We start from the raw sequence: 21,238 nt of genomic DNA on the forward strand, positions 1-21,238 counted from the left end.
GGTTTGCAACAACAGGAGGGAACCACAACCCACTCCAGCCGTTTTTCTGCCATGAAAACGCTCACGCTCTCCGCACTGATTCTCGCAGCCGCCATCCCTGCCACCGCTATGCAGGCCTACGCTGGCGCGGCCTCCCCCAACCTTTCCGCTGCCAAGGAGGTTTCCGGCAGCATGGAGCCCATTCGCGTCGTTCGCAGCGCCTCGGCGCCCAAGAGCACCGACTGCGAAAAGGCGACGTGGCCGTATATTCCCGCCTCGTGCTTGCAGCGCGAAGCGAAGCCGCAGACCTCGACCATCTCCCTCAACAACTAACGCCTAAAGCGCGTCGCCCCAATCCGCACGGCGTGCTCGTTTGTAGACCTCGCCTTCGCGTCGGGTAACAAGCCGCTCACGCGCGGCACCATCCGCACAACAGAGCTTCAGCTCGACCTTGCCAGAGCTTTCGCGCGGCGGCAGCAGGACACGTGCTTGTGCCTGATCCGCGCCTAAGCGACTCGCTGCGAGATAGATGTACTTCTCGTCTTCCCACGGTACCGCACCGCGTTTGGTCATGCGATGCATGGTGGAACGCGCTACGCGCCGTGAGAAATGGCACCAATCCGGTTCGAGCAAGGGGCACGCCGCATGGTGCGGGCATGGTGCGACGAGTGTCGCCCCCGCCTCGATCAAGCGATCCCTTACCGCCAGTATGCGCCTCCACCCGGCGGGCGTACCCGGCTCCACCACAACCAGCATACCGGTCGTGCGCGCCCATGCCTGATCGATCAGCGCCAGCTGAACGACTGGCGTGAGTTCATCGAGCACATAAGCCAGCGTGACGAGGTCGGCGCTGGTTTGGGGCAGGGTATCGCGTGCAATATCGAACGCGCGCCAGTCCGTTGTGACGCGGCTTTCCGTGCTGAACCTCGAACCCAGCGCGCGGATGGAAGGACTGGCATCCAGCAACAAAGCCTGATCCAGGCTCGGCCAGCAATCGGCCGAAGCCCACATGGCCGTGCCCGGTCCTGAACCGATATCCATCAAGGTCGATGGTCGGAATTGGGGCGTGAGCTCCGCCGTATGCTCCAGCGCCGCGCGGACCGCCGCATAGGTCGCCGGCAATCGCGCCGTGACATAAGCAAGCGCGGCCACTTCGTTGCCAAGATGCAGCTGCCCATCCAGCACCTCGCCGCGATAGCGCTGCGTCAGGCGCTCTGACGCGCGTTGGAGATCAGCGAGCGGAACGCCTGCCAGGGCAGCATCCACCGCCTGACGCAGGCGAGCCGGAAGCTCCATCGCTCAGGCGATACCGCGCTTGGCCATCATCGCATCAGCGGACGGCATGCGCCCACGGAACGCGGTATAAAGCGCTTCGGGATCCTGCGTACCGCCGGCCGAATAGATGAACTGGCGCAGCTTGGCGGCCGTTTCGGGATCGAACGGGTTGCCCGTTTCCTCAAACGCCGCGAATGCGTCGGCATCCAGCACTTCCGACCACATGTACGAGTAGTACCCAGCCGAATAGCCGTCGCCGGCAAACACGTGCTGGAAGTGCAGCGTGCGGTGACGCATGGCGATCGCATCCGGCTTGTTGAGCGCCTTCAGCGTGTCGGCTTCAAACGCGAGCGGGTCTTCCGGTGCCTGGGACAGCTGGTGATAGGCCATGTCGATCAGCGCCGAGGAGGTGAACTCGACGGTCGCGAAACCGGCATTGAAGGTCTTGGCCGCTTCCATTTTCTCGATCAGCTTTGCCGGAATCGGCTCGCCGGTTTCCTTATGCCGCGCATGCTTTTCCAGCACTTCAGGGACAGTCAGCCAGTGTTCGTAGAGCTGCGACGGCAGTTCCACGAAGTCGCGGCTGACCGCCGTGCCGGCGACCGATGGCCAGGTTACATCGGTCAGCAGTCCGTGCAATGCATGGCCGAATTCATGGAACAGGGTGCGCGCTTCATCCAGCGAAAGCAGCGCCGCCTCGCCTTCCGGCGGACGCGCGAAGTTCATGACGTTGTAGATGATGGGCTTGGAGCCTTCACCGAGCTTGTAGCCGCTTTGCAGCGCACTCATCCAGGCGCCGGAGCGCTTGGTCGGGCGGTTGAAGTAGTCGGCGAGGAACGTGCCGCGCTGTGAGCCATCTGCGTCCAGAACCACAAACGTTCGCACATCGGGATGCCAGGCGGTGACGCCTTTTTCCTCGCGAAAACCGATGCCGAACAACCGTGTTGCCACGTCGAAACATGCGGCAATGACGTTTTCCAGCTGAAGATAAGGCTTGAGCTCGGCTTCATCGAAAGCAAAGCGCTGTGCACGCAGCTTTTCGGCGTAATGGCGCCAATCCCAGGCGCCGATCGGATGATTGTGACCTTCGCCCGAAGCGATCGCCTGAAGGCCTTCCTGGTCGATTGCAGCCTTTTCCAGCGCCTTCTGCCAGACGGGCTCGAGCAGGCCCTGAACGGCAGCCGGCGTTTTGGCCATGCTTTCTTCGAGTTTCAGCGCGGCATAGCTTTGATAACCCAGCAGTTCAGCCTTTTTGGCGCGGAGTTCCAGAGTCCGACGCACGACTTCGCCATTGTCGGTTTCGCCGCCGTTCTGGCCGCGCATGGTGAAGGCGCGGAAGGCTTTTTCTCTGAGGTCGCGGCGTTCGGAGAAGGTGGTGAAGGGCTCGTAGATCGAGCGCGACAGGGTGACAGCATACCGGCCGGGCTCGCCGCGCGAGGCTGCAGCCTCGGCCATGGCGGCCTTGAGAAAGTCCGGCAAGCCCTTGAGATCATTGGCATCCAGCATCATGACCCAGCTTGATTCATCGGCCAGAACGTTCTGCCCAAACGTCGCGCCGAGGCCTGCCAGCTCCTCGTTGATCTTGCCCAAAGCGGCCTTGGCTTCGGCCGGCAGCTTGGCGCCGGAGCGGACATAACGGCGCCAGGTCTTTTCGAGAACGCGGCGTGCTTCCGGATCGAGATCGAGGTCGTCGCGGCGGTTGAAGAGGTCGTCAATTCGCGAAAACAGCTGGTCGTTCATGGCTATTTTGGAGAAATGGCGCGCCATTTTTGGCGATATTGCGCGTTCTACAGCCTGAATTCGCGCGTTGGTATGTGCACCTGCAAGCATCCAGAACACCGCCGACACACGATCGAGAGGATCGCCGCTCAGCTCCAGGGCCTGCAGCGTATTTTCGATCGTCGGCGTGTCGCTGTTGCCGGCGATGGCTTCGATTTCGGCATCATGCGCCGCGAGCGCTGCGTCGAACACGGGCTCGAAGTCACCGTCGTCGATGCTGCCGAAGGCCGGCAGGTCGAACGGGCCGGTCCAGCGGGTAAGCGGATGGGTGCCGAGATCGATGGTCATGGAACAAACCTGTGCTTGGAAACCGCGCAGCGCCGATCGGTCGACCGGTGCCTTGGGTCTTCGATGTAACCCCGTCGATGTAAGGGGACGGAGACACAGCTGCAACCGCTTGACGATAATGCCGGTAGATAATAAGTCGCCCTTATTATATTTCGGATTTCAGATTTTCGTCATGCCACGCACACTTGATCCAGACTCGTTTGGGTTCCTCGTCACCGATTTTTCTCGCCTTCTGCGCAACGAAGCCGACCAACGGTTCAAAGAGGCCGGATGCGACATGACCCATGGCGAAGGCCGTGTTCTGGCGCATGCGTCACGCGCCGGCACGGTTCGCCAGAATGTGCTGGCAGAGCGCATGGGTATTGAAGCCATGACGCTGTCGGGCCATCTCGACCGCTTAGAACGACGGGGTCTGGTGAAGCGCATTCCCGATCCCGTTGATCGCCGCGCCAAGCTGATTTCGGTGACGGAAGCAGCCGATGTTCTGCTGGATGCCGTGCGGGACGTGTCGATTGGCATTCGCACCGATCTCGCCGCCGAGTTTCCCGAAGAAGACTGGCAGCACTTCACGGCCATGCTGAAAGCCGTTCGAGACAAGCTTCTGGCCATGCGCTCGGATGGGCAGGCCAACGCGGCATGAATATCCAGCCGCAGTTCACCACCGCAAAACAGCCCTTGATGAGCGAGCGCCGGGTGGCGCTGATCGGTGCGATCCTGGTTGCGATCGGTCCGGCTTCCATGGCGCTGTTTACGCCGGCCATGCCGGAGATCGTACGTGCCTTCGGCACAACCGAGCAGATGGTGAAGCTGACGCTGACGCTGTATTTCGCGGGCTTCGCCTTTGCCCAGCTGATCTGCGGCCCTCTCTCCGACGGCTGGGGTCGCCGCCCCGTCACCATCGCCTTCATGGGCATTTATTGCGTGGCGAGCGCGGTCGCCTTGTTTGCCCCGAGCGTAGAAGTGCTGATCGTCTCGCGCTTCATACAGGGTGTGGGTGCTGCCGTTGGCGTGGCGATCTCGCGCGCTGTGGTGCGCGATCTGTTTACGCGCGACCAGTCGGCCCGCATCATGAACCTGATCGGTTTGATCCTTGGCGTGGCGCCCGCCGCCGCACCGACGATCGGCGGTCTGACAATGGAAGCGTTCGGCTGGCACGCAATCTTCATTCTGATGTTTGCAGCCGGTGCCGGCATCGCGATCATCGTTTACACCTCCCTGCGCGAAACGGTGGTGCGCGACCTGTCCCGCGTGCAGCCGAAAGCGCTGGTCGGCTCCTATGCAACGCTACTGAAAAGCCGCTACTTCCTGTTTTCCGCAATCGTGGTCGGCGGCACAACCGGCGCGGTTTATGCGCAGGCGACCGCCCTGCCCTTTATCCTGATGACCCGCGTTGGTTTGACGCCCAGTCAGTTCGGCGTCGGCATGCTGATGCAGTCCGGCTTCTACTTCGTTGGCAATCTTGTTGTGCGCCAGCTGATGCGGCGCATGCATGCCGCAGCGCTCGTTCCGATCGGACTGTGTTTCACGACGATCGGCATCACCACGCTGTTTTGTTTTCTCAACCTGTCCGACCCGACATTCCTGAAGGTGATGGGGCCGATCGCCTTCGCGTCCTTCGGCCTCGCCTTCATCATGCCGGCCATGACCACGGCATCCCTTGCGCCCTTCCCCCATATTGCCGGGGCGGCATCAGCCTTGGCCGGCTTTTTCCAGATGGGCTCGGGCATGGTGGGCGGTTTGCTGATCGCAACCTTTTCCGACCCGGTTATGGGCCTCGCCACCGTCGTGCCGGTGATGGGTGTCACCAGCATCATCTCCTGGTTCTTGTGGCGGCGATTGCCCGAACCGGCGCTGGCCAGCGTGAAAACCAATGCCGTCGTGCCGGATAGTCCCCAGTCCTGAAACGCTGCGGAACGTCGATCAGCCCTGCAACACGAGCCAGCCGAGATAAGCCACCACCGCAAGCAGCAGGATGATGCTGATCATGCGACCGATGCGCGTGCCCCACACCTCGATCCGGTCGCTTTCATCCGCATCCACGGCGCTGAAATGATCGCGCCCGCGTGCAGCCGTGCGGCTGACGACCTCCATGGGAGAACCTTCGCTCTCACCGTTCATCCGCTCGAGAATGCGCTGGGCTTCGCGTGTGCGCTCGTCGTCCCTCGTCATCGCTTCCAACCTTCCACGCTGCACCATCCGCCAGCATAACAAGGCCTGCGCAGGAACCAAGCGTATCCGACGCCTCTTGTCTCGCGATCGCAAGGGAGCATGTAAGAAGCGCTATCATACGTTTTTGCGAGGCTTTCGATGATCCGCGCCTTTTCCTTGCCCCGCCCGAGCGTTTCCGTTCCGGCGCTGCTGCTTCTTCTCCTTATGCCGCTGCTGGCCGGTTGCGGCATCAACACGATCCCGACCGAGGAAGAACAGGCCAAGGCCGCCTGGAGCGAAGTACAGAACCAGTACCAGCGCCGCGCCGATCTGATCCCGAACCTCGTGGAAACCGTGAAAGGTTATGCGCAGCAGGAACGCGAAGTGCTGGAAGGCGTAATCAATGCTCGTGCCCGCGCCACGCAGGTTCAGGTTTCGCCCGAAATGCTGCAGGATCCGGCAGCCGTAAAGGCGTTCCAGGACAGCCAGGCCAACCTGACCGGCGCCCTGTCGCGCTTGCTGGCCGTGGTCGAAAATTATCCCGACCTGAAGTCGAACCAGAACTTCCTGGCGCTGCAGGCGCAGCTCGAAGGCACGGAAAACCGCATCGCCGTGGCGCGCCGCGATTATATCGAAGCCGTGCGCGTTTATAACACGACGCTGCGCACCTTCCCGAACATCCTGTGGGCCAAGATCTGGTACACGGATGCCAAGCCATTCCAGGCTTTCACCACCACGGAAGAAAACCAGTCGCCGCCGAGCGTCAACTTCGGCACCGGCGCCCAGCCGGCCAACTGAACCGCTGACGCGCCATGACCGCTGCTCTGCGCATCCTCCTGACCCGCCTGTTTGCCACGCTTTGTTTCGTGGCAATCACAGGCTTGGGCGTCGCGGGTGCAGCGCAGGCGGCCGAACTCCCGGCGCTGAGTGGGCGGGTGGTGGACCAGGCAGGCATCATCGATCCCGCCATTCGGACGCAGATTACGGAAGCGCTCGCTGCTTTCGAAGCGCGGTCCAGCGACCAGATCGTGGTGGCAACGATCGCCAGCCTCGATGGCGAAGCGATCGAGCCCTATGCCAACCGCCTGTTTCGCGCCTGGAACTTAGGCCAGGCCGGTGAAAACAACGGCGTCCTCCTTCTGGTCGCACCCAACGATCGCAAGATGCGCATCGAAGTGGGCTATGGGCTTGAAGGCACGCTGACCGATCTGCATTCCAAGCTGATCATCGAAAACGTTCTCGTTCCCGCATTCCGCGCAGGCGATTACGGCCAGGGGATCCAGGCTGCGACCAACGACATCATCGGTGTTCTGAGCGGCAACGCCGCCGAACTGGAAGCGCGTTACAAGCGCAATGCGCCGGCGCAAAGCGGCAACAATTCGGGCATGGGCATCGACCTGTTTGCCTTGATCTGGTTCGGCATCATTTTCTCCTCCTTCATTCTGCCCTTCATGGCGCGTCGTTTCGGCCGCAAGATCGGGCCGGGCCGGTATCGCTGGCTCGGCATGACCTTCGGCGGGTCCAGCGGCCGGCGGAGCGGTCGCGGCGGGTTTGGCGGCGGCTTCGCGGGCGGGCTGGGAGGCGGGTTCGGCCGTGGCGGCAGTGGCGGCGGTTGGTCGGGCGGCGGTGGCTTTTCCGGCGGTGGCGGATCGTCGGGCGGCGGCGGCGCATCGGGGAGTTGGTAGATGACTGCGCTGATCACTTCTCCCGATCACGAGCGGGTCACCAACGCGATCCGCGAAGCCGAAGCGCGCACTTCCGGCGAGATCTATTGCGTGCTCGCGCACCAAAGCGGCGATTACTTCTATGCCGCCGGCTTTTCCGTTCTGTGCGCGATGGTTGTTGCAGACGTGGCGGTCGCCTTTCTCCTCGATCATCTCTGGTTTTCGCTGCGCCTGCCTTTGTTTGCCGCACTCGAAGCGGCTGCGGTGATTTCCGTGCTGGGTCTGCTCTGGGTGTTTCCGGCAATGCGGCTGCATCTCGTGCCGCGGCGCGTGCTTTACCGCACGGCGCATGACAACGCGCTGCGCCAGTTCCTGGCCCGCAACGTGCATCGCACGCAAAACCGCACCGGCATCCTGATCTTCGTGTCGCTGGCCGAACACTACGCCACCGTTCTGGCCGATGAGGGCATTGCGGAAAAGGTGCCGCAGGAGAACTGGAACGCCATCATTGCCGATCTTGTTGAAGCGGCGAGAACCAACCGGCTCGCCGATGGCTATGTGCAGGCGGTCACGGCATCGGGGCTTCTGCTTGCCGAACATTTTCCGGTCGGTCTCGCCGACCGCAACGAACTCGACGATCATCTGGCCGAGATCTGACGGCGCCTGCGGCCCGGAACCGCTGCTGAGTCCTCCACGCCACAGCTGATCGGTTTCGTTTCGACTATTCGTTGAGCCAGGCAGAAGCCTGCTTGGCGAGATGCATCGCTGTGTTTATGGTTAAGCAATCATGAAGACGGTGACGATCGACATCCGCCGCGCAGAACCTCGCGATGCCAATGCAATCGCGGAGGTGCATCGCGCCGCGTGGCAGGGTGCTTATTCCGGCATCATCCCCCATACGGCCCTGAACGCGATGATCAGCCGCCGCGGCGGCAACTGGTGGGCCAATGCCATTCGTCGCGCCGCGTCCGTTCTGGTGATCGAGATCGGCGGCGACATTGCCGGCTATGCCACGCTTGGACGCAACCGGGCCCGCGACCTGCCGCAAGGCGGCGAGATCTACGAACTTTATCTTCGTCCGGAATGCCAGGGCATCGGCCTTGGCAGCCGCTTGTTCACGGCCGCGCGCCAGAAGCTTGCCGATCACGGCCTCGATGGCATGGTGGTCTGGGCGCTGGAAGAAAACACCGGCGCGCTGTCCTTTTATCGCGGCATCGGCGGACGCGACATTGCCGAAGGTGTCGAAGTGTTCGACCAGAAGGCACTGCGCAAGCTCGCCTTCATCTGGGATTAACGACGCTGATCAATCCTGGCGAGAGCAGCCAAGACGACCTGGCCCTTTGTTATCACTCGCTTATACCCTGTTAACCGGCTCCGCGCTAAGCGCGTTGCGATCAATCGGAGAACGACCCCTTGCGTATCGATGCCATCCCCGTGGGCAACAACCCGCCGGAAGACGTCAACGTCATCATCGAAGTGCCGATCGGTGGCCAGCCAATCAAGTACGAGATGGACAAGGAAGCCGGCGTCTTGTTCGTCGACCGCTTCCTGTACACGCCCATGAGCTATCCCGGAAACTACGGCTTCGTGCCGCATACGCTGTCGGGTGACGGCGATCCGGTGGACGTTCTGGTTTGCAACACGCGCGGTCTGCATCCCGGCAGCGTGATCAATGTGCGCCCGATCGGCGTGCTGATCATGGAAGACAATGCCGGCGAAGACGAAAAGATCATCGCGGTTCCCTCGCCCAAGGTCACCCGCCGCTACGAGAACGTGCACGACTACACCGACCTGCCGGAAATCACCCGCCAGCAGATCGAGCACTTCTTCACGCATTACAAGGATCTGGAGCCCGGCAAGTGGGTCAAGATCGGCGGCTGGCACGATGCGGCCCGCGCGCGCCAGATGATCGTTCAGGCGATCGACCGCGCCAAGACAACGGAAGCCTGATCGGCTTCAGCTTCAAGCATTCAAAAGGGGTCGGCTCGCGCCGGCCCCTTTTTTGTTGCCGCTTAAAGAATCGCCGGTGCAACCGTGGTGAGCAGGAAGGTGCGCACGAAGAAGATGATGATCAACACGATGATCGGCGAAAGGTCGATGCCGCCGAGATCGGGCATGAAGCGCCGGATCGGGCGATAAAGCGGTTCGGTCACGCGAAACAGCATGGTGCCGATCGTGTCGACCACCTGGTTGCGCGAGTTGATGACGTTGAAGGCGTAGAGCCAAGAAAACACCGCCGACAGGATAATGACCCACCACAGAAGATCGAGCACGAGAACGAGGGTCTGGATCAAAGCGAGCATGCCGGTCTCCTTTTAGGCAGGCCAGATGTAGCCATTGCGATCCAAACGAACAAGCCTCGCAAACCGCTCTCCCGTGCTGCCCGCATCATCGTGATCGCGACCCGAGCGCCGTCCCGCTGCTTGCTTGACAGGTGATCTAGCGCGGATCAAGATTTCGGTAGAGGTGGAACGGGGCTGTAGCTCAGCTGGGAGAGCGCGTCGTTCGCAATGACGAGGTCAGGGGTTCGATCCCCCTCAGCTCCACCAACACTCTTCGCTCAAAAGACATGATGACCGTCCGCACCCGCTTGTCGCCCGACTGCGCCGAGCCGTGCGCGTTTTGATCCAGATCAAGGCGAGCGGGCATCGGGGGCGCTAGGCATTCGGGCAGACAAAGCTCGGGGGCTTTCATGACAACGAACACGCGTATCGCCTTGATTATCTACGGCCTGGTCAATGCCGTGGTGTTTGGAACGGGTGCGATCATCATCCTGTCCGTTGCATCGCTGCAGGAACACTGGCCGATCCTGCTGCCCGTCATCGTTGTGGTGAGCCTGGTTGTGGCTTGGCCGATCGCCCAGGCGATCGCGCCGAGGCTGCGTTCGCGCTATGGAAGGCGCGGGCGGTGAAACAGCCTGACCCGGAAGATGCCGCCGTTGCCGGCACGTCGTCCCTTTGCCCCACCTGCGTGGAATGGCGCTGCGGCGTGGGCAGCCTGCTCACACCCGATGAAGCGCGCCAGATCGCGGCCGTTTCGGTTCGCAGACAGGTGCCTGCCGGAACCGAACTGATGGCGACGCCGAACCTGCGCGACAGCTGCATTGCGCTGCTGCGCGGCGTGGTGAAGGTCTCGCGCCTCCTGACGGATGGCCGCCAGCAGATCGTGTCCCTGAAATCCGCGCCCGATCTTCTCGGCGCGCCGTTTGCACCGCCCGGCGAGGTTTCGGTGCGCGCCGTGACCGAAGCCGACATCTACTGCGTGCCGCGCCATGCTTTCGAAGCCGTGGTTCGGCAGAACCGCGGGCTCGAACATCGTTTGCATCTGCGTGCGCTGGAGGATCTCAGCGAAGCGGAAGCCCTTTTGCTGACGCTTGGCCGCAAAACGGCGCGCGAACGCCTCGCGACCTTTCTGCTCGACATGGCCGGGCGTTTCCGTCCTGCGGAAATCGGCAAGCGCTGTGACACGCTGGATCCCGCTTACGATCACGACACGCTCGACCTGCCGCTGACCCGCGCCGAAATCGGCGATTTCCTGGGCCTGACCTTCGAAACCGTCAGCCGCCAGTTCGCCGCCCTGCGCCGCGACGGTTTGATCGACTTTTCCGATGCACGTCGCGTGTCGGTCAAGGACAGGAAGCGGCTGCGAAGCGCTGCCGGCACCTGACCCCAGGCAATTGGCGCCCGCAGCTTGATCCAGATCAAAGCGGCGCCTGCAGCAGGTTGCTAAGCAGCCTCATACCTATCGGAGAGCCTCAAAATGGAATTGATCAAGCCGGGATTGCTGTTCCTGGCGGCCGTCGTGGCAGCCATCGCCTCCGGCCTTGCCCATGACACCCAGTTTGCCGTGCATATGGCGCTGTTTGCCGCCATTGGTCTTGGCCTTGCCATCTGGACCATCACCAGTTCGGACCCGACCGGCCGCCCCAAGCCTGCCGGTCTCGATGACGGCATCTACATGGACGGCCCGATCCGTTACGGCGTGATCGCCACCGTGTTCTGGGGCGTGGTCGGCTTTCTGGTCGGCGTCATCATCGCAGCCCAGTTGGCCTTCCCCGATCTCAATCTCGAGCCGGTGCTGAATTTCAGCCGTTTGCGCCCACTGCATACTTCGGCGGTGATCTTCGCCTTTGGCGGCAACGCTCTAATCGCGACGTCCTTTTATATCGTCCAGCGCACCACGGCTGCCCGGCTGTTCGGCGGCGGTCTCGCCTGGTTCGTGTTCTGGGGCTACCAGCTCTTCATCGTTCTGGCCGCGACCGGCTACCTGATGGGCGTCACCCAGTCGAAGGAATATGCCGAGCCGGAATGGTATATCGACATCTGGCTGACGATCGTCTGGGTCTGCTACCTCGTCGTGTTCCTCGGCACGATCGTGAAGCGCAAGGAGCCGCATATCTATGTGGCGAACTGGTTCTTCCTCGCTTTCATCGTGACGATCGCGATGCTGCACGTGGTCAACAACCTGGCCGTGCCGGTGTCCTTTCTCGGCTCCAAGTCCTATCCGATCTTTTCGGGCGTGCAGGATGCACTGGTGCAGTGGTGGTACGGCCATAACGCGGTCGGCTTTTTCCTCACCGCGGGCTTCCTGGGGATGATGTATTACTTCATTCCCAAGCAGGTGGAGCGCCCGGTCTACTCCTATCGCCTGTCGATCGTGCACTTCTGGTCGCTGATCTTCATGTATATCTGGGCCGGCCCCCACCACCTCCATTATACCGCCCTGCCAGACTGGGCGCAGACGCTCGGCATGGTGTTCTCGATCATGCTGTGGATGCCGTCCTGGGGTGGCATGATCAACGGCCTGATGACGCTGTCGGGCGCCTGGGACAAGCTGCGCACCGATCCCGTTCTGCGCATGCTGGTGATCGCGGTGGCCTTCTACGGCATGGCGACCTTTGAAGGTCCGATGATGTCGATCAAGGCGGTGAATTCGCTGTCGCATTACACCGACTGGACCATCGGCCATGTTCATTCCGGCGCACTCGGCTGGAACGGCATGATCACCTTCGGCGCGATCTATTACCTCACGCCGCGCCTTTGGAAGACGAACGGCCTTTATTCGCTGCGCCTGGTGAACTGGCACTTCTGGTTGGCCACGATCGGCATCGTTCTCTACGCCGCCGCCATGTGGGTCGCCGGCATCACGCAGGGCCTCATGTGGCGCGAATACAATGCGGAGGGCTACCTCGTTTATTCCTTCGTGGAAACGGTCGCGGCCATGTTCCCCTTCTACCTCATCCGCACGCTCGGCGGTTTGCTCTACCTCACCGGCGGTTTGCTGATGGCCTACAATGTCTGGCGCACCATTCGGGGTGAAAACACCCAGACGGTTCCGGTCGGAACCGTTCAGCGCGGCGGCCTTCTGGCCGCTGCCGAATAAGCCGGGCAGTTCAGGATAAAATCATGCTCGATCCGATTTCCAAGTTCCTGTTCCGTCACCACCACAAGGTGGAGCGCAACGTCTCGATCCTCCTGATCTTCTCGTTTCTGATCGTCACCATCGGTGGCATCGTCGAGATCGTGCCGTTGTTCTATGTCGACAACACGATCGAGAAGGTGCAGGGCGTCCGGCCCTATACGCCGCTCGAACTGGCCGGCCGCAACATCTACGTCCGCGAAGGCTGTTACACCTGCCATTCGCAGCAGATCCGTCCGATGCGCGACGAGGTCGAACGCTACGGCCATTACAGCCTTGCCGCGGAATCGATGTACGATCATCCGTTCCAGTGGGGTTCCAAACGCACGGGCCCCGATCTCGCCCGCGTCGGCAACCGTTATTCGGATGAATGGCATGTGCGCCATCTCGTGGATCCGCGCTCGGTTGTGCGCGAATCGATCATGCCGCGCTACAGCCATCTGGCTTCCACCGACCTGCGCACGGACGACATCGCCGACCATCTCAAGACCAACCGCCTCATCGGTGTTCCCTACACCGACGAGATGATCGCCGACGCCAAGGCCGACCTCCTCGCTCAGGCATCATCCGACGCCGATACGACGGCGCTCGGCGAGCGCTACCCGAAGATGCAGGCGCGCGATTTCGACGGCAATCCGCAGAGGCTGACCGAGATGGACGCGCTGGTCGCCTATCTTCAATCGCTCGGCACAATGGTGGACTTCACCCAGTACGAGCCCCTCAGCCACGAAAACTTGAGGTGATCGACATGGGCGACACACCAAACCTCTATGAAGCGCTTCGTCATTTCGCCGACAGCTGGGCACTGGCCGCGCTGACCCTGATCTTTGCGGCCATTCTCGTCTGGGTGTTCCGCCCGGGCTCGCGCAAGTCCTACCGCGACCAGGCCGACATTCCCTTCAAGTACGACCGTGAGAACCGTTGAGATGACTGACATCGGTGCAGACAAGGGTTTCCCCCGCGTTCCCGGATCCGAGCCTTCCCGAGGCGAGGTCGACCAGCCGACGGGCACCGCGACCACTGGCCATGAATGGGACGGCATCAAGGAACTGAATACGCCGATGCCGCGCTGGTGGCTGTGGGTGTTCTACGCCACGCATGTCTTCGCGCTGGCCTATATCATCCTGTATCCATCGATCCCGCTTCTGCGCGACAGCACCACCGGCCTGCTTGGCTGGCATTCACGCTCCGAAGTGGCGCAGGAGATCGACACTGCCGAAACGGCGCGTGCGACACTCTACGCCCAGATCCGCGATCTGCCGGTGGAAGAGATCGTTCGCAATGACGAGCTACGCGAAACCGCGTTTCGCGGCGGCGCTTCGGCCTTCAAGGTCAACTGCGTGCAGTGCCACGGCGCGGATGCGTCCGGCAGCCCGGGCTTTGCCAACCTGCAGGACGACGACTGGATCTGGGGCGGCACGCTGGCCGACATCCAGACCACCATTACCCATGGCGTGCGCTTTGCCGGTGACGACGACACACGCTACTCGGAAATGCCCGCATTCGGCCGTGACGGCATTCTCGAGCCTCAGCAGATCCGTGCGGTTGCCCGCCACGTTCTGGCGCTGAGCCAGTCTGGCGAGGACAATGCGGAAGGCGCCGAGATCTATGCCCAGAACTGTGCGTCCTGCCATGGCGAACGCGGCGAAGGCAGCCGCGACATGGGTGCGCCGAAGCTGAACGACCAGATCTGGCTTTATTCCTCGGCTTTGCCGGATATCGAACGCCAGATCACCGCGCCGCGCCATGGCGCGATGCCGGCATGGGGCCAGCGCCTCGACCCCGCCACCATCAAGCAGCTGACCATCTATGTTCATGCGCTCGGCGGCGGCGAGGCTTCGACGCAAGACGACGCGGCAACGCAGTAGAGACCGAGCACTGCCGGGACGCGACGCAAGGTCGCTGCCCGGCAGTGTCCTACCGGGCTCGACCTTGATCCAGATCAAAGTCGGTTCGCTTGCCGAGGCGTAAAACGCCGACATGGCCACCTTGCTCGACACCATCCAAAGCGACCCGCGCGGCACCCAAGTGCCCGCCGAGAACGCCACCCCCGTCAACAATCACGAGTTTCGCGCCGATTACGAAGCGCGGCGCAAGATCTTCCCCTCGCGCGTGCAGGGTTTCTACCGCCGCCTGAAGTGGATCCTGGTGGCGGTTCTGCTCGGCATTTATTGGCTGACGCCCTGGATCCGCTGGGATCGTGGACCGCACGCGCCGGATCAGGCGGTTCTGCTCGATCTCGCCCACCGCCGCTTCTATTTCTTTGCGATCGAAATCTGGCCGCAGGAATTCTATTACGTCGCCGGCCTGCTGATCATGGCGGGCCTCGGCCTGTTCCTCGTCACGTCGGTGGCCGGCCGCGCCTGGTGCGGCTATGCCTGCCCGCAAACGGTGTGGACCGACCTGTTCATCCAGGTGGAGCGCTGGGTGGAAGGCGACCGCAACGCCCGCATGAAGCTCGACGCGGCGCCATGGACTTTCAACAAATGGCGCAAGCGGCTGACGGTCTGGGCCTCTTGGATCCTGATCTCGGTGGCAACGGGCGGCGCCTGGGTGTTCTACTTCGCCGATGCGCCGACGCTCGCCCGCGAGATCGTGACGCTGCAGGCTGCTCCCACCGCTTACTTCACCATCCTGACGCTGGCTGCGACCACCTTCTGGCTCGCCGGCTTCATGCGCGAACAGGTCTGCACCTATATGTGCCCCTGGCCGCGCATTCAGGGCACGATGCTCGACGAGAACTCGCTGATCGTCACCTATAATGACTGGCGCGGCGAACCCCGCTCGCGCCACGCCAAGAAGGCGGCGGCGCAAGGGCTCGATGTCGGCGATTGCGTGGATTGTAACGCCTGCGTAGCCGCCTGCCCGATGGGCATCGACATTCGCGACGGCCAGCAGCTCGAATGCATCACCTGCGCGCTGTGCATCGACGCCTGCGATACGGTGATGGACAAGATCGGCAAGCCGCTCGGGCTGATCTCCTATTCCACGCTGGTTGATTTCGAGCACCATACGCAGACAACGAAGGCGCAAGGGCGCGAAGCGGCCAAGAGCGAGCAGAAGCGCGTGTCGTTCGCCCGCTTGGCCAGGCCGCGTACGATCCTTTACCTCACGCTGTGGACGGCAATCGGGCTCGGCATGCTGTTCGTGCTGTTCACACGCGGCCATCTCGACGTCACCGTGCTGCACGACCGCGCGCCGCTTTACACCACCCTGTCCGATGGCTCGGTGCGCAATGGCTACACGCTGAAACTCGCCAGCAAGACGCTGGAAGATCGGCCGCTCCAGCTTCAGCTCGAAGGACTTGACGATGCGGTGATGTGGACGCCCGAAACGGAAACGCGGGCGCGGTCCCTGACGGTGATCGTTCCCCCCGATGCGGTGCGCGATCTGCGCGTTTTCGTCAGCCGTCCGCGCGGTGCCGCGCCCGACAGGTTCACCTTCGTTCTGACCGATCCCCAAAGCGGCGAAACGGTTTCGAGCACGGCGCAATTCGAGGCAGGAGCCAGGCCATGAGCATCATTCCACGCGACGGACATCCGTTCACCGGCTGGCATATGCTGGGTGTGGTGTTCCTGTTTTTCGGCACCATCATCTCGGTCAATATCGCGATGGCCTATTGGGCGGTCAGCACCTTTCCCGGCCTCAATGCGCATAATTCCTATGTCGCGAGCCAGAACTACAACCTCCTCCTGAAAGACGCCGCCGCGCAGGAGAAACGCGGCTGGCAGGGCAGGCTGACTGTCGATGACGGGCGTCCGATGCTGACGCTGCGTGACCGCGAAGGCTCGGCGATCCATGGCCTCGACGTGGCGGTTCTGGCTGGGCGCCCGTCCAATGCCTCCACCGATCGCGAGCTGACGCTGGCGCCAGTGCCCAACGGCTACCGCGCCGACCAGGCGCTCGAACGCGGTCGCTGGCTGGTGGAGATCGAAGCGCGCCGAAACAACGAGCTTCTTTGGCGCCAAACCAAGTCCATCACCGTCGAGTGAAAAAGCAGCCCATCATGAGCGCCACCACCACCCTGTCTTCCCCCATCCGGCTGATCGATCCGGCCTTTATCCGTACGGCGAAGGACGGCACGCGCAGCCTCGACCTGCTCGTCGACGACATGCATTGCGCCGGCTGTCTTGCCAAGGTCGAGCGCACGGCATCAGCCGTGCCGGGCGTCGCGCATGCCCGCGCCAATCTCACAACCAAGCGCCTGGCGGTGGATCTCGATCCCAGTGGCTCGCCGGAAGCGGTGCTTGAAGCGCTGCACAAGGTCGGTCGCTCCGCGCGGCCCTTCGATCCCGGCGTTGCAAGCGACACCAAGAACGAAGCGAGCGAGTTGATGCGCTGCATGGCTGTGGCCGGTTTTGCATCCATGAACGTGATGCTCTTGTCGGTTTCCGTCTGGTCGGGTGCGGATGGCACGACGCGCGACCTGTTCTACTGGCTGTCGGCGATGATCGCGATCCCGACCGTAATCTATTCCGGCCGTCCCTTCTTTCGCTCGGCCTGGAACGCGTTGCGCTACGGCCGCACCAACATGGACGTGCCGATCGCCATCGGCGTTCTCGGCGCCACCGCCTTGTCGCTCTACGAAACCATCACCAGCGGTGAACATGCCTGGTTCGACGGTTCGGTCGCGCTTTTGTTCTTTCTTCTTGTCGGCCGTGTGCTCGACAACCGCATGCGCGATGTCGCGCGCGGCGCCGCAGCCCGGCTGCTGACGCTGGCGCCGACGGTGGCGAGCCTTGTGCTTCCCGATGGCCGCGCCCGCGACATTCCGATCAGCTCGGTGCGGATCGGCGACACCTTGCGCGTTCTTCCCGGCGAGCGCGTGCCGGTGGATGGGATCGTCACATCGGGCGCCAGCGATCTCGATCGCGCGTTGCTCACCGGCGAATCCGTGCCGGAAGCGGTTGGGGAAGGCGCGGCGATCCATGCCGGCGCCAACAACCTGACCGGCCCGCTCGAAATGCGCGCCACCGCACCTGCCAACGAAACGGTGCTCGCCGGCATCATCCGGCTGATGGAAAAGGTCGAACGCCCCGACGGCCGCTTCGTGCGCCTGGCCGATCGCGCCTCGCGCCTTTATGCGCCGGCCGTTCATTCGGCGGCCTTCCTGACGCTGATCGGCTGGCTCGTGCTGGGCTTCGGCGTGCATGCGGCCGTGACCGCTGCGGTTGCCGTTCTCATCATCACCTGCCCCTGTGCGCTCGGCCTCGCCGTTCCCGCCGTGCAGGTCGTGGCCGCCGGACGGCTTCTGTCTGCCGGTATCATCCTCAAGGATGGCGCAGCGCTCGAAAAGCTGTCGGAAGTGGACACGGTGGTGTTCGACAAGACGGGCACGCTGACTTTGGGCACCCCGCGTCTGGTGCAAGGACCTGAAGCGGGCGACGCCTGGGCGGTCTCCGCCGCCTTGGCTGGAGGCAGCCGCCATCCCCTGTCACGCGCTTTGGCTGAAGCAGCGGACGCGCAAAATATCCGCGCTGCTCCGGTGACCGATCTCGCAGAGCGCCCCGGCTTCGGTGTCGAGGCCCGATGGAACGGCCTGCCCGTGCGGCTTGGCCGCGCTCAGTGGGTCGACGCACCCACCGATAGACGATCGGGCCTGTCGGAGGTCTGGCTACGGATTGGTGATGATGAACCGCAGGCTTTTCTGTTCAGCGACGAGTTGCGTTCGGATGCCAAGGCAACGATTGCCGAACTGGAAGCGCTCGGCCTCGATATCCGTTTGGTTTCCGGCGATGCCCAGGGCGCGGTCGAACGGATCGCGGCGCAGGCCGGTATCAGCCAAAGCCTCAGCAACTGCCTGCCGGGCGGCAAGGTCGAAGCGCTGGAGGTTCTTGCGAAGGAAGGCCGCAAGGTGCTGATGGTGGGTGACGGCCTGAACGATGCTCCGGCGCTCGCTGCCGCGCATGTGTCGATGTCGCCGGCATCCGGTGCCGATATCGCACAGGCCGCCGCCGGGATCGTGTTCACCGGCGAACAGCTCGGGCCTGTACTGCAAAGCATCGTTACGGCCCGCAAGGCGCGCCGCAAGATCTCGGGCAATTTCGCTTTGGCGGTGGGCTACAACATCATCGCCGTGCCGATCGCCGTGCTCGGCTTCGCCACGCCGCTGATCGCCGCCGTGTCGATGTCGGCGTCCTCGATCCTGGTGATCGCCAATGCGCTGACGCTCGGGCTTTCCCTGCGCCGGATCGGGACACGCCACCCCACGAAGCCTGTTGCCGGGAGCGTTTCATGAGTGCCCTGCTCGGCCTGATCCCGATCGCGCTCGGCTTCGGCATTCTGGCGCTTCTCGTCTTCCTGTGGTCGCTGAAGAACGGCCAATATGACGATCTCGACGGCGCCGCCGCCCGCATCCTGATCGACGACGAACAGCCGGCCGACACCAATCCGGACAAAAAGGAACAGCGCCATGTTTGAACTTCTGAAGATGGCGCATCTCATCACGATCGCGATGGTGTCCGGCCTGCTTCTCGCCCATTACGTCGCCTTGCGCGCGAGTGCCGGACGCGAAGGGGAAGCCGCGCTGGCGCTGACACGCCGCACGCTGGCCGACATCACCAGCTTCGGCGTCGCCTTCGCCTGGATCAGCGGATTGACCTTGCTGTGGAGCCGCTATGGCGGCGGCGACCGCGCGCTCAGTGCCTGGTTTACCGCCAAGTTCCTGCTGGTCTGCGTTTTGACGATCGCGCACATCATGCAGCGCGTGCGCGCCGCCCAACTGCGCCGCAGCGGCGATTTCGTTGGGGGCCGTCGCGTGGCGGAACGCTGGGTGTCGTTTGCCTGGATCTCCGCGCTGTTCGCGATCTGCTTTGCCGTGATTGCCTTCAAATAAGCGCGCCTCTTCCAGCAGCAGCCAACAAAATAGGCCGGATCGCTCCGGCCTTTTTTGTTTTGAGATTGGAGAAAGGCTTACTTCGCTCGGGCGAGCAGCTCGCTCATCTTTGCCTTGGCCTTGCCCGGAAGCTTCACGGCGGCGACCGCGTCGGCATTTGTCGGTGCGCCGACCTTGATCAGCGCCACCATGCCCATGCCGAAATGCGGTGTGCACTTCACGCCGTAGAGACCTTCCTTGTCGAGCGTGACGGTCACTTCTTGGTTGATCTTGCCCTTGAACGGCTCGGCGCCCGCCGGGATCATGGCCTTGATGGATTCGGCATCATGACCCTTGTCGGTCGGGATAAAGGTCACTGTGTCGCCGGGTGCGGCCTCGATGTAATCCGGCTGGAAAACCATCGCGCCCTTCTCACCCTTGTTCAGCATCTGAACTTGGTGATCAGCTGCGAGCACCGGGCCGGCAAAGACAATGGCGGCGACCGCAGCCAGAAGAGAAGATACTGTGGAACGCTTCATGTCTCGTCTCCTTGACGTTTGATGGGCTGCGTTTACGCCGGCGCGTTTCGTCCTCCGTTGATCTGGATCAACACGCGCGCAAAGATCGGCGTCGGCGAGTGGCTGCGACCCCTTCGGGAGATGCGCGGAAAAGTTGACCACCCAACTCAGCTTCCTCTAGACTGAAAACAACCGGCGCGGATCGATCGCGTCGTTTGGAGGTGGCTTCACCATGATGATTTCGCGCATCGCAGCGCTTTCGCTGCTGGCCTTCAGCCTGCTTTCGCCTCAAGCACAGGCGCAGGAAGCCGGCTCGCTCATCGTTTATAATGCGCAGCACGAGAACCTCGCGCGCGAATGGGCGCAGAAGTTCACGGCCGAAACCGGCATCCGCATCACCATGCGCCAGGGTGCCGATCTCGAAATGGCCAACCAGATCCTTCAGGAAGGCGAGGCATCACCCGCCGACGTGTTTCTGACCGAGAATTCGCCGGGCATGGTGCTAGTGGACAAGGCCGGCCTGTTTGCGCCACTGTCGCAGGACACGCTCGCCAATGTGCCCGACACATTCCGCCCATCGAGCGGCAACTGGATCGGCATTGCCGCGCGCAGCACCGTGTTCGCCTATGACAAAACCAAGCTGACCGAAAACCAGCTTCCGAAATCCGTGATGGATCTCGCCGACCCCGCCTGGAACAACCGCTGGGCCGCATCGGCCGGCGGCGCTGATTTCCAGGCCATCGTCGGCGCCATTCTTGCCTTGAAGGGTGAGGAAGCCACCCGGACATGGCTGGAAGCGATGAAACAAGGCGTCAAACCCTATCGCGGCAACAGCGCGGCGATGAAGGGCGTCAATATCGGCGAGGTCGAAGGCGCGCTGATCTATCATTACTATTATTTCGGCGATCAGGCGCGCACGGGAGAAAACAGCGGCAACGTGGCCCTGCATTATTTCCGCAACGAGGATCCCGGCGCGTTCGTCAGCATTTCGGGCGCGGGCGTTCTGGCTTCAAGCAAGCACAAGCCGGAAGCCGAGCGCTTCGTGCAGTGGATCACGGCCAAGACCGGCCAGGCAGTTCTGCGCGACGGAACGTCCTTCGAGTACCCCGTCGGCAAGAATGAAGCCGCCAATCCCGTCCTGGTGCCGCTGGCCGATCTGCAAGCGCCCAAGCTCGATCCCGACAAGCTCGACAGCCAGAAGGTCACCGAGATGATGACCGACGCAGGGCTGCTTTAACGCCCGAACGCGATCCACGTTCAGCAAGGTCATGGAACAGCCAGCGTGACGCAAGCGCAGCTCAGTGCAGCTTCTCTTCTCCACGACCCTGTCGGCCGGGCACCCCTGCGCCTGCGCC

General features: G+C 62.6%; 25 protein-coding genes and 1 tRNA gene. 21 read left to right on the forward strand and 5 right to left on the reverse strand.

Annotation, left to right across the window (positions count from 1 at the left end; all coding sequences use genetic code 11):
- Positions 1-51 precede the first annotated feature (51 nt).
- Positions 52-312: a hypothetical protein gene (locus JYU29_RS12725; protein ID WP_213985198.1), complete on the forward strand. Its 261-nt coding sequence runs from the start codon at positions 52-54 to the stop codon at positions 310-312.
- Between the two features lie 3 nt (positions 313-315).
- On the opposite strand, the gene JYU29_RS12730 is transcribed toward JYU29_RS12725, so the two are convergent.
- The gene (locus JYU29_RS12730) at positions 316-1,275 is read right to left on the reverse strand and encodes a small ribosomal subunit Rsm22 family protein (RefSeq protein WP_213985199.1); all 960 of its coding nucleotides are present in this window, start codon (positions 1,273-1,275) and stop codon (positions 316-318) included.
- A gap of 3 nt (positions 1,276-1,278) precedes the next feature.
- The gene (locus tag JYU29_RS12735; RefSeq protein ID WP_213985200.1) at positions 1,279-3,321 is read right to left on the reverse strand and encodes a M3 family metallopeptidase; all 2,043 of its coding nucleotides are present in this window, start codon (positions 3,319-3,321) and stop codon (positions 1,279-1,281) included.
- A gap of 277 nt (positions 3,322-3,598) precedes the next feature.
- Here JYU29_RS12735 and JYU29_RS12740 point away from each other — a divergent pair, with 277 nt between their 5' ends.
- Both JYU29_RS12740 and JYU29_RS12745 read left to right on the forward strand, forming a co-directional pair.
- A complete protein-coding gene (locus JYU29_RS12740; RefSeq protein WP_250157432.1) occupies positions 3,599-3,961 on the forward strand; it encodes a MarR family winged helix-turn-helix transcriptional regulator in 363 nt (120 codons plus the stop codon).
- A complete protein-coding gene (locus JYU29_RS12745; protein ID WP_213985202.1) occupies positions 3,958-5,223 on the forward strand; it encodes a multidrug effflux MFS transporter in 1,266 nt (421 codons plus the stop codon). The genes JYU29_RS12740 and JYU29_RS12745 overlap by 4 nt, the downstream gene beginning before the upstream one ends.
- 18 nt (positions 5,224-5,241) lie before the next feature.
- Here the strand turns inward: JYU29_RS12745 and JYU29_RS12750 are convergent, their stop codons facing one another.
- Entirely contained in the window at positions 5,242-5,490 is a 249-nt protein-coding gene (locus JYU29_RS12750) for a hypothetical protein (RefSeq protein WP_213985203.1), read from the reverse strand.
- Positions 5,491-5,628: 138 nt separating this feature from the next.
- Between JYU29_RS12750 and JYU29_RS12755 the strand changes: the two genes are divergently transcribed.
- The 5 genes from JYU29_RS12755 (at position 5,629) to ppa (ending at position 9,083) form a co-directional block, all read left to right on the forward strand.
- Positions 5,629-6,267 (forward strand): LemA family protein, encoded by a 639-nt coding sequence (locus JYU29_RS12755; RefSeq protein ID WP_213985204.1) that lies wholly within the window; start codon positions 5,629-5,631, stop codon positions 6,265-6,267.
- 14 nt (positions 6,268-6,281) lie between these two features.
- Positions 6,282-7,154 carry a TPM domain-containing protein gene (locus JYU29_RS12760; RefSeq protein ID WP_213985205.1) on the forward strand — a complete coding sequence of 291 codons (873 nt, stop codon included), beginning with the start codon at positions 6,282-6,284 and terminating at the stop codon, positions 7,152-7,154.
- Complete coding sequence (locus tag JYU29_RS12765) at positions 7,155-7,790, forward strand: TPM domain-containing protein (protein ID WP_213985206.1); 636 nt, start codon at positions 7,155-7,157, stop codon at positions 7,788-7,790.
- A gap of 130 nt (positions 7,791-7,920) precedes the next feature.
- The gene (locus tag JYU29_RS12770; protein WP_213985207.1) at positions 7,921-8,427 is read left to right on the forward strand and encodes a GNAT family N-acetyltransferase; all 507 of its coding nucleotides are present in this window, start codon (positions 7,921-7,923) and stop codon (positions 8,425-8,427) included.
- A gap of 119 nt (positions 8,428-8,546) precedes the next feature.
- Positions 8,547-9,083, forward strand: coding sequence for an inorganic diphosphatase (ppa, locus tag JYU29_RS12775; RefSeq protein WP_213985208.1), 537 nt, complete (start codon positions 8,547-8,549; stop codon positions 9,081-9,083).
- A 62-nt stretch (positions 9,084-9,145) separates the two neighbouring features.
- Here the strand turns inward: ppa and JYU29_RS12780 are convergent, their stop codons facing one another.
- Positions 9,146-9,436 carry a YggT family protein gene (locus JYU29_RS12780; protein ID WP_213985209.1) on the reverse strand — a complete coding sequence of 97 codons (291 nt, stop codon included), beginning with the start codon at positions 9,434-9,436 and terminating at the stop codon, positions 9,146-9,148.
- Positions 9,437-9,606: 170 nt separating this feature from the next.
- On the opposite strand from JYU29_RS12780, the gene JYU29_RS12785 reads away from it, so the two are divergent.
- From JYU29_RS12785 to JYU29_RS12840, 12 genes are all read left to right on the forward strand, one after another.
- Positions 9,607-9,682, forward strand: a tRNA-Ala gene (locus JYU29_RS12785).
- A gap of 143 nt (positions 9,683-9,825) precedes the next feature.
- Complete coding sequence (locus JYU29_RS12790) at positions 9,826-10,044, forward strand: hypothetical protein (RefSeq protein WP_213985210.1); 219 nt, start codon at positions 9,826-9,828, stop codon at positions 10,042-10,044.
- Positions 10,041-10,799 (forward strand): Crp/Fnr family transcriptional regulator, encoded by a 759-nt coding sequence (locus JYU29_RS12795; protein WP_213985211.1) that lies wholly within the window; start codon positions 10,041-10,043, stop codon positions 10,797-10,799. The genes JYU29_RS12790 and JYU29_RS12795 overlap by 4 nt, the downstream gene beginning before the upstream one ends.
- Before the next feature lie 93 nt (positions 10,800-10,892).
- On the forward strand, positions 10,893-12,515 hold the full coding sequence (gene ccoN, locus JYU29_RS12800) for a cytochrome-c oxidase, cbb3-type subunit I (protein WP_213985212.1): 1,623 nt from the start codon (positions 10,893-10,895) through the stop codon (positions 12,513-12,515).
- Between the two features lie 23 nt (positions 12,516-12,538).
- Entirely contained in the window at positions 12,539-13,294 is a 756-nt protein-coding gene (gene ccoO, locus JYU29_RS12805; protein WP_213985213.1) for a cytochrome-c oxidase, cbb3-type subunit II, read from the forward strand.
- Between the two features lie 5 nt (positions 13,295-13,299).
- On the forward strand, positions 13,300-13,476 hold the full coding sequence (locus tag JYU29_RS12810; protein ID WP_213985214.1) for a cbb3-type cytochrome c oxidase subunit 3: 177 nt from the start codon (positions 13,300-13,302) through the stop codon (positions 13,474-13,476).
- Between the two features lies 1 nt (position 13,477).
- Positions 13,478-14,419 (forward strand): cytochrome-c oxidase, cbb3-type subunit III, encoded by a 942-nt coding sequence (gene ccoP / locus JYU29_RS12815; protein ID WP_213985215.1) that lies wholly within the window; start codon positions 13,478-13,480, stop codon positions 14,417-14,419.
- Positions 14,420-14,531: 112 nt separating this feature from the next.
- On the forward strand, positions 14,532-16,067 hold the full coding sequence (gene ccoG / locus JYU29_RS12820) for a cytochrome c oxidase accessory protein CcoG (RefSeq protein WP_213985216.1): 1,536 nt from the start codon (positions 14,532-14,534) through the stop codon (positions 16,065-16,067).
- Positions 16,064-16,543, forward strand: coding sequence for a FixH family protein (locus JYU29_RS12825; protein WP_213985217.1), 480 nt, complete (start codon positions 16,064-16,066; stop codon positions 16,541-16,543). Before ccoG ends, JYU29_RS12825 begins: the two co-directional genes overlap by 4 nt.
- A 14-nt stretch (positions 16,544-16,557) precedes the next feature.
- On the forward strand, positions 16,558-18,789 hold the full coding sequence (locus JYU29_RS12830) for a heavy metal translocating P-type ATPase (protein ID WP_213985218.1): 2,232 nt from the start codon (positions 16,558-16,560) through the stop codon (positions 18,787-18,789).
- A complete protein-coding gene (gene ccoS / locus JYU29_RS12835; RefSeq protein WP_213985219.1) occupies positions 18,786-18,971 on the forward strand; it encodes a cbb3-type cytochrome oxidase assembly protein CcoS in 186 nt (61 codons plus the stop codon). The genes JYU29_RS12830 and ccoS overlap by 4 nt, the downstream gene beginning before the upstream one ends.
- Positions 18,964-19,386: a hypothetical protein gene (locus JYU29_RS12840; RefSeq protein ID WP_213985220.1), complete on the forward strand. Its 423-nt coding sequence runs from the start codon at positions 18,964-18,966 to the stop codon at positions 19,384-19,386. The genes ccoS and JYU29_RS12840 overlap by 8 nt, the downstream gene beginning before the upstream one ends.
- 77 nt (positions 19,387-19,463) lie before the next feature.
- Here the strand turns inward: JYU29_RS12840 and JYU29_RS12845 are convergent, their stop codons facing one another.
- A complete protein-coding gene (locus JYU29_RS12845; RefSeq protein ID WP_213985221.1) occupies positions 19,464-19,904 on the reverse strand; it encodes a pseudoazurin in 441 nt (146 codons plus the stop codon).
- A gap of 211 nt (positions 19,905-20,115) precedes the next feature.
- Between JYU29_RS12845 and JYU29_RS12850 the strand changes: the two genes are divergently transcribed.
- Complete coding sequence (locus tag JYU29_RS12850) at positions 20,116-21,120, forward strand: iron ABC transporter substrate-binding protein (protein ID WP_213985222.1); 1,005 nt, start codon at positions 20,116-20,118, stop codon at positions 21,118-21,120.
- The last annotated feature ends 118 nt before the right edge of the window (positions 21,121-21,238 follow it).

The sequence above is a fragment of the Tianweitania aestuarii genome, from assembly GCF_018457165.1.
Lineage (GTDB): Bacteria > Pseudomonadota > Alphaproteobacteria > Rhizobiales > Rhizobiaceae > Tianweitania > Tianweitania aestuarii.